At 72.5% G+C, this 8,139-nt stretch carries 4 protein-coding genes; 1 reads left to right on the top strand and 3 read right to left on the bottom strand.

Going from position 1 to position 8,139, the window contains the following annotated elements; genetic code table 11:
* Positions 1-164: 164 nt before the first annotated feature.
* The 3 genes from ACWD4G_RS34620 to ACWD4G_RS34610 form a co-directional block, all read right to left on the bottom strand.
* Positions 165-1,643, bottom strand: coding sequence for a M28 family metallopeptidase (locus ACWD4G_RS34620; protein WP_451300603.1), 1,479 nt, complete (start codon positions 1,641-1,643; stop codon positions 165-167).
* Between the two features lie 102 nt (positions 1,644-1,745).
* Positions 1,746-3,314, bottom strand: coding sequence for a PstS family phosphate ABC transporter substrate-binding protein (locus ACWD4G_RS34615; RefSeq protein ID WP_451300601.1), 1,569 nt, complete (start codon positions 3,312-3,314; stop codon positions 1,746-1,748).
* Between the two features lie 234 nt (positions 3,315-3,548).
* A complete protein-coding gene (locus tag ACWD4G_RS34610) occupies positions 3,549-5,849 on the bottom strand; it encodes a protein kinase domain-containing protein (RefSeq protein WP_451300599.1) in 2,301 nt (766 codons plus the stop codon).
* Positions 5,850-6,755: 906 nt separating this feature from the next.
* Here ACWD4G_RS34610 and ACWD4G_RS34605 point away from each other — a divergent pair.
* Positions 6,756-8,138: an aminotransferase class III-fold pyridoxal phosphate-dependent enzyme gene (locus ACWD4G_RS34605; RefSeq protein WP_451300597.1), complete on the top strand. Its 1,383-nt coding sequence runs from the start codon at positions 6,756-6,758 to the stop codon at positions 8,136-8,138.
* Position 8,139 lies beyond the last annotated feature (1 nt).

The following is an 8,139-nucleotide window of genomic DNA, read 5'->3' as shown; positions in this document are numbered from 1 at the left end:
CAGTTCCCCGCGCCCCTGAAAAAGCGGGGGCTGCGCCCCGCTTTTTCATCGGCCCGCAGGGCCGTGTCTTTAAGGGGCGCGGGGAACTGCGCGAGCGACCACGGCGCTCCCGCAGGCGCCGGAACCGCACCAGCCCCCCGAGCCATAAGGCGTCGGCCGGACGACTACCCCGGCGTGGGAAACGCCACCGGACCACGCAAACCCGCCCCATTCACCGCCCTCACACCGAAAAACACATTGTCCTTGGACAAATCGATCTCGTACGACGTGACCGTGGCATCACCGGCCGGCACCACATGGGTCCACTCGGCGGCAGCCGTCTCGCGCCAGACCACCTCGTAGCCGGCGAGGTCGGGCTCCGGCCCGCGGGCCCAGGTCAGCCGGGTGGCGTTGGTGAGGTCCGCGGTGAGGATGCGGACGTCTCGTGGGGTGCCGGGAGCCTGCGCCAGGGTCCAGAGCGTCGCGGCGTTCACCTTGGCCACCCTCGCGGTGTACGCGAAGTCGCAGAAGTCCGGCAGATCGCCGTACTGCCTGCCGTTCTCGACCCGGACGTCCTGGTGCTGGTGGGCGAAGTCCTCGGCGGGCTCGGTGAAGCGGGCGGCCGGGTAACCGCGCTCCAGGAACGGGATGTGGTCGCCGCCCCGGCGGTAGCGGTCCCGGCGGTGGATGACCCGCACCCGCATCCCGGTCGCGTCGTTGTCGGCGACGTCCCGGACGAAACGGGCCAGCTGGCGGGCCGGGGAGTCGTTCTCGCCGCCGACCGAGCGGCGGATCGCGGCCTGTTCGGGGGTCTCGGAGGAGGGGACGCCCTCCGCGAACAGCCGGACCGTGTACGGGTCCTTGTCGCCGTCGTCCGCCGTGGAGCTGCCGACGATGTCGTTGGTGAACATCGCCTGGACGTCCGCCCCGGCCGACCGGTACCGCTGCGCCATGTGCGCCGCGCCGTACAGCCCCTGTTCCTCCCCCGCCACCGCCGCGAACACGATCGTCGACGCCGGGCGCCTGCGCGCCATCACCCGCGCCAGCTCCATCGCGACGGCCACCCCGGAGGCGTCGTCGTCCGCGCCCGGCGCGTCCGAGGTCGCGTCCATGACGTCCGTGACGCGGGAGTCGTAGTGCCCGGAGACGACGTACACACGGTCCGGGGTGAGCGAGCCGCGCAGGGTCGCCACGACGTTCGTGATGCGGGTGGGGGCGGGGATGCGGGGGGCCGGTTCCTGGACGTACGACTGGAGTTCGACCGTCATGCGGCCGCCGGAGGCCTCCGCGTACGACGTCAGCTCCTCGAAGATCCAGTCCCTGGCGGCGCCGATGCCCCGTACGGGGTCGTCCTGGGCGGAGAGGGTGTGCCGGGTGCCGAAGGAGACCAGCCTGCGGATAGTCGCCTCGATGCGCGCCGGGTCGATCTCCCGTAGGAGGGCACGGAGTTCGGGGGTGGGGCGCTGGGCGGTCGGGGGCAGCTTCCCGTTGCTGGAGGAGAACGACGAGACCGACGAGGACGACGGGGGTGACGAGGACGACGGGGGCGTTGGGGATGTCGGGGGTGCGGCCGTCGCCGGGCTCGCCGTCGCGCCGACGGCCGCCACGGCACCGGCCGCGCCCGCCGCCGAGGCCGTCAGGAGGGTTCTTCTGGTGGGGGGCATGGTTCCTCCGGTGGTACTAGGGGACCAGTGGGGCCGGATGGATCAGACCACCGCCATCGTCGTGGACACGCCAAGACGGCGACAAGGGGGCGTACGGCCCGCTCACCCGCCCTCGTCGTCCCGGGCCCTCTCGTCGCACAGCCTCGCTCCGGTCGCCGTCTCGCACGGGACGTGGCCGTGCCCCCGGATGACGTTCTGCGCGGTCCCCCTCCTGATGTGGGCGAGGAAGCTGTCGGCGAGGGAGTCGGCGGCCGGGCGACGGTAGGTGTAGGCGTACTCGGCGCCGTAGTAGGGGTAGGTGGCGTCGCCCCGTTCCAGGCGGTCGACGGAGGCCGCGTGGCCGTCGAGGGAGAGGCGGCGCAGGCCGGGGCGGCCCGCGGCGAGGGTGAGTTCGGTGTAGCCGATGGCGCCGGGGATCTCGGCGACCTTGGCCAGCACCTGCTCGGTGGAGTCGAGTTCGCAACGGGTGACGGCGGCGGAGAGATCGTCGCGGCGGCAGTCCAGGGACGTACTGGCGACGCGCTCCCAGCCGTCCAGGACCATCCGCTGGAAGACCTGCCGGGTGCCGGAGTCGGCGTCGCGGCTGACGAGGACGACGGGGATGTCGGGGAGGGACGGGCCGAGCTGTCGCCAGCGGGTGATCTCGCCGCTGTAGATACGGCGTACGTCGTCGAGGGTGAGGCTGTCGCGGGGCGGGTGGACGCCGTCGTTGACGACGAGGGTGAAGACGGACAACGCGACGCGATGGCCGACGAGTTGGGGGTCCGCGCTCGTACTCGGCCCGTCGGAGAAGGCGATGACGGACGGCGAGCCCTTCTTCATCTGACCACCGAGCGAGGAGAGTTCGTTGACGCCCGCCGAACTGCCTCTCGCATCCACCTCGATCTCGGACCCCGGGCACTCCTTCTCGTAGTCCTCGGCCAGCCCGCGCAGGACCGGCGCGAACGCCGTCGACCCGGTCAGCGTCAGTTCGCCCGTCTCGCACTCGATGGGCGGCGGGGTGTCGTCCCGTACGACGATGATCGCGGCCAGCGCGATCACACAGAGGGTGAGCAGGACGGTGATCAGCCGGGCGGGTCTGCTGAACAGGGGAGCCTTGTCGTCGGGGGTGGCGCTGCGGTTGGGGTGGACCTCGCCGTCCCGTATCCCGCCGCTGAGGCGGATCGGGCTGCCGACGTCGCCGCCGGAGAGGAGGACGAGCAGCTTGAAGTGGTCGCCCCGGTTGAGGGGGACGCGGGGGATACGGAGGACGCCGTCGCGGTAGCCGAAGCCGGCGGACGGGGTGAAGTGGTCCATGAGGTGGTCGGTGCCGGGTGGCTGGGTGACCGACACGCCACGGATGACGCGTCCGCTGAAGATCGCCGTGAGGCCGTGGAGTTCACGGCCGGTGTAGTCGTTGTCGGCGATGCTCTGCGAACCGTCGTTCTCGACGCGCAGCAGCACCAGCGTGGCGTCGGACATGTCCGGGCCCTCGCCGAACAGCCCGAGCCGGACGTTGGCCCGCCCCGAACGCACCTCGTGGCCTATCGGGTTGTCCATCTGTACGCGGTAGCCGATGCGCTTCCTTCTCGGCACCCTGCGCTCGTACCAGACCATCAGCGCGGACGCCGCCACACCGACCACGGCGGTCGCCACGGCCACCACGTTCTCCGCGCTCAGCCAATCCTGCACGTGAGCCACTCCCCCGAAGCCACTCCCCGAGCTTCACGCTCCGAAGCCGAGCGTGGGCATCGATCGACGGTACGGCTCGGGTGCGGGCGGGGACCGGACATATCGGATGCCGCGCCGGAAGTTCAGCGAAAGTTCGCCCGGCGAGGCAGCGGGAATCCCGCCCGGCGGCGAGGCAGCGGAAACCCGCCCGGCGCATCGCCGGCTTCGTCCTGTCCAGGCTCTCCGGGCGGTGGGTCAGCCGTCCTTGGTGTACGTCACCGTCTTCCCCGCCGTGTCCACGCGGCGGAGGCTTCCGTCGGGCAGGAGGGTGACGGTCGTGGCGGCGCCCGGGGTGCAGGAGGCGGCCGGTTCGCCGACGGTGACGGTGGACGGGCCGAGTTGGAGGGGGCCGCCGTCGGCCGGTTCCTCGGTCAGCGCCGCCTCGAACACACAGTGGTAGGTGCCGCCGCCGTCGAGCGGGCCGTCCGCCGTGAGGGAGAGCACCGTCTCGCCGACCTCGCCCTGCTGGATGACGAGTTCACGGGTGTCGCCGCCGCCCGTGCCGTCGATGGTCGCGCTCCATGTGCCGAGGAACCCCTCCGGGATCGTCCCCGCGTCCGGGGACGCGGAGGAGGTGGTGGGGTCGGGTGATGTCGCCGGGTCCGACGGCTCGGGCGTGGTGGACCCCGGCGTCGTCGGCGCCCCGGTCGTCGTCCCGCCCTTGGCGTCGTCCGCCGTGCCGCCGTCCCCGTTCTTCATCACCGCGTAGACGGCACCGCCCGCGCCGAGCGCGACGACCAGGGCGACGAGCACGAGGAGGACGGAGGAGCGACGGCTGTTGCGGGGTTGTTCGGGGCCTGCGGGGGCCGGCGCCCCGTACGGCAGGGTCGAGCCGTGGCCGGGGGCCGCCGCTCCCGGGTGACCGCCGGGGGGCCGGCCGTAGCCGGAGGGAGCGGCGTCATGACCGTACGGGGGGTACGCGCCGTAGGGGGCCTGCGGGGCGGCGGCGTTCTGGGGGTAGCCGTAACCGGGTGGGGGCGCCGGTTGTTGGCCGTAGGCGGAGTGGGGGTGTTGCTGGGGCTGGGGGTACTGCTGCGGGGGTTGTTGCGGGTGCTGAGGCTGTTGGGGGTGCTGGGGCTGTTGGGGGTGCTGGGGCTGGTGCGGGAAGCCGTAACCGGCCGGGGCGCTCGGCGAAGGTGGTGGGGAGCCGGCGGAGCCCGCGATCTGGGTGGGCAGCCGGTCCAGGGGGGCGGCACCGGGGGTGCCGGGTGACATCGGTACGGCGCCGGGGGTGCTGGGGGTGCCGGGTGACGGCAGTACGGCGCCGGGGGTGCCCGGTGACAGCGGTACGGCACCCGGGGTGCCCGACGGGGGCGGTACGGCGGCGCCCTCGGGTGCGGTGGAGGGCGGTTGGGGGGTGCGGTCGGATGGGGGCTTGCGGAGGTCGGGGGCGTTGGCCGGGGCCGGGGTGGGGTGGGGACCCGGGGTGGAGGCGGAGCCGGGACCGGAGCCCTGGCCGGGGGAAGATCCTTGGCCGGAGTCAGGACCGGGGCCGGGGCCGGGGCCGGGGCCGGGAGTCGCCGTCCCGCCCTCTCTCCCCTCCGTACCCCCGGCGCCCCGCGCCCCCTCCGGCTCCTCCGGAACCTCTGCCTCCAGCAACTGCACCGCGTGCCGCCCCAGTTGAGCCACCAGCGCACTCGGCAGCCAGGGGTCGCGGGAGCGGCCGGCGGAGACGGTGTCCTCGGCGCCGGTCCGTTCCAGGATCTGGGCCAGGGTCGGACGGGCGGCGGGGTCCTTCCGCAGACACTGGCGTACGAGGTCGTAGAGCTCCTCGGGCAGCCCCTCCAGGTCGGGTTCCTCCTGGGCGATGCGGAACATCAGGGCGTGGACGCCGGAGTTGGCGGAACCGAAGGGGAGGTTGCCGGTGGCGGCGTAGGAGAGGACCGACCCGAGGCAGAAGACGTCGCAGGCCGGGGTGATGCGATCGCCGCGCACCTGCTCGGGTGCCATGAACCCCGGCGATCCGATGACCGCGCCGGTCCGGGTGAGTCCACCGTCGGTGACCGTCTCCAGCGCGCGGGCGATCCCGAAGTCGATGACCCGGGGGCCGTCGATGGTGATCAGCACATTGGACGGCTTGAGGTCGCGATGGATGAGCCCGGCGGCGTGGATGTCCTCCAGCGCGTGCGCGAGCCCGGCGGCGAGAATCCGCACCGACCGCTCGGGCAGCGCCCCGTGATCCCGCCCGACCACGGCCTGGAGGGAGGGCCCGGCGACGTACCCGGTGGCGACCCAGGGGATCTCGGCCTCGGTGTCGGCGTCGAGGACCGGCGCGGTCCAGTACCCGCCGACCTGCCGCGCCGCCGCCACCTCCTGCCGGAACCGCGCCCGGAACTCCTCCTGCACGGCCAGTTCCCGCCGGACGAGCTTCACGGCGACGGTACGGCCGCGGTCGGACCGGGCGAGGTACACGTTCCCCATCCCGCCGGCACCCAGCCGTGCGAGCAGCCGGTACGCCCCGATCCTCTGCGGATCTCCAGGCCCAAGCTTCTCCATGGCTACCGCCCCCGCCTTCCCCCGAGCTTTCCCCCATGTACACGCACTTTGCGCGCACAACGGACCGATCGTAATGCGGTCGTACGGGGGAGTCGGCTGGGCCGGTGTCTACGGTTCCGTAACAGCGGGAGGGGTGGGGGGAGCGGCGGCCGGAGGCGCGGGGCGGCGGCGGCCGGAGGGGGTGAGACGGAGGCCGGAGGCACAGCGGGGCGGCGGCCGACAGCGGCAAAAGGGCGGACCGGAGCAGGGTGGAACGGCGGCCAGAGGCGGTGAGACGGAGGCCGGAGGCACGGGGACGGCGGCCAAAAGCGCCGAGGCGGCGGCCGGAAGCGTTGAGGCAGGGCCGGAGAGTCGCGGGGGCGGCGGCCGGAAGTCATAAGACGGCGGCCGAAGACGGTAACGCAGAGCCGGAGGCGCTGAGGCGGCGCCCGAAGACGATGAGGCAGAGCCGGAGGCACGGGGATGACGGCCGCGGCAGCGACAAGACGGCAGCCGGGGCGGGATGGAGCGGCGGCCGGAAGCGCTGAGGCAGCGGCCGAAGGCGCTGAGGCAGGACAGGAGGGGCGCGGGGCGACGGCCGGAAGCCATAAGACAGCGGCCGAAGACGGTAACGCAAAGCCGGAGGCACTGAGGCAGCGGCCAAAGGCGCTAAGGCAGGACAGGAGGGGCGCGGGGCGACGGCCGGAAGCCATAAGACAGCGGCCGAAGACGGTGACGCAGAGCCGGAGGCACTGACGCGGCGCCCGAAGACGATGAGTCGGCGCCCGAAGACGATGGATCGGCGTCCGAAGACGATGGATCGGCGCCCGTCGGCGAGAACACAGCGACAACCTGTCGCGTTCCCGCCCCACCCACAGACAGGTCGCCGATATCGCCCGCGCTCCCCACGCCCCTAGCCTCACCCCCATGGCCCCCATCACGCCTCTCAACTCTCCTCCCCGTCACCCAAATCCCCAGGTCGGCGCCGCGGTGAAGGCAGCGGACCGGGCCCATGTCTTCCACTCCTGGTCCGCGCAGGAACTCATCGACCCGCTCCCCGTCGCCGGGGCGAAGGGGTCCTACTTCTGGGACTACGACGGCAACCGCTACCTCGACTTCACCAGCGGCCTCGTCTACACGAACATCGGCTACCAGCACCCCAAGGTCGTCGCGGCCATCCAGGAGCAGGCGGCGACGATGACGACGTTCGCGCCGGCGTTCGCGGTCGAGGCGCGGTCGGAGGCGGCGCGGCTGATCGCGGAGCGGACGCCGGGCGACCTGGACAAGATCTTCTTCACCAACGGGGGCGCGGACGCGGTCGAGCACGCGGTCCGCATGGCCCGGCTGCACACCGGCCGCCCCAAGGTCCTCGCCGCGTACCGCTCGTACCACGGCGGCACCCAGCAGGCGGTGAACCTCACCGGCGACCCGCGCCGCTGGCCCTCGGACACCGCCACGGCCGGGGTTGTGCACTTCTGGGCCCCGTACCTCTACCGCTCCCGCTTCCACGCGGAGACGGAGGAACAGGAGTGCGCCCGCGCCCTGGAACACCTCGAAACGACGATCGCCTTCGAGGGCCCGCAGACGATAGCCGCGATCATCCTGGAGACCATCCCGGGCACGGCCGGAATCATGCCCCCGCCCCCCGGCTACCTGGCCGGCGTCCGCGCCCTCTGCGACGACCACGGCATCGTCCTCGTCCTCGACGAGGTCATGGCGGGCTTCGGCCGCACGGGCAAGTGGTTCGCGGCGGACCACTTCGATGTCGTCCCCGACCTGATGACCTTCGCGAAGGGCGTGAACTCGGGATACGTACCGCTGGGCGGCGTAGCGATCTCCCCGGCCATCGCCGAGACCTTCGCCAGGCGCCCCTACCCCGGCGGCCTCACCTACTCCGGCCACCCCCTGGCCTGCGCGGCGGCGGTGGCCACGATCACCACGATGGCGGAGGAGGGAATCATCGACCACGCGGCCCACGTCGGCACGACGGTCATCGAACCGGCCCTACGCGAACTGGCCACCCGCCACCCCTCGGTGGGCGAGGTACGCGGCATGGGCATGTTCTGGGCCCTGGAGCTGGTGAAGAACAGAGAAACCCGTGAACCCCTGGTCCCCTACAACGCGACCGGGACCGCCAACGCCCCCATGCTCGCCTTCGCCAACGCGGCCAAGTCCCACGGCCTCTGGCCCTTCACCCACATGAACCGCACCCACATCGTCCCGCCGTGCAACATCACGGAGGCGGAGGCGAAGGAGGGCCTGGCCGCACTGGACGCGGCGTTGGGGGTGGCGGACGAGTACACGGAGTGAT

Source organism: Streptomyces sp. NPDC002643, assembly GCF_053592555.1.
The sequence above is the reverse complement of the archived record's forward strand: the minus strand, read 5'-3'. Positions and strand labels throughout refer to the sequence as shown.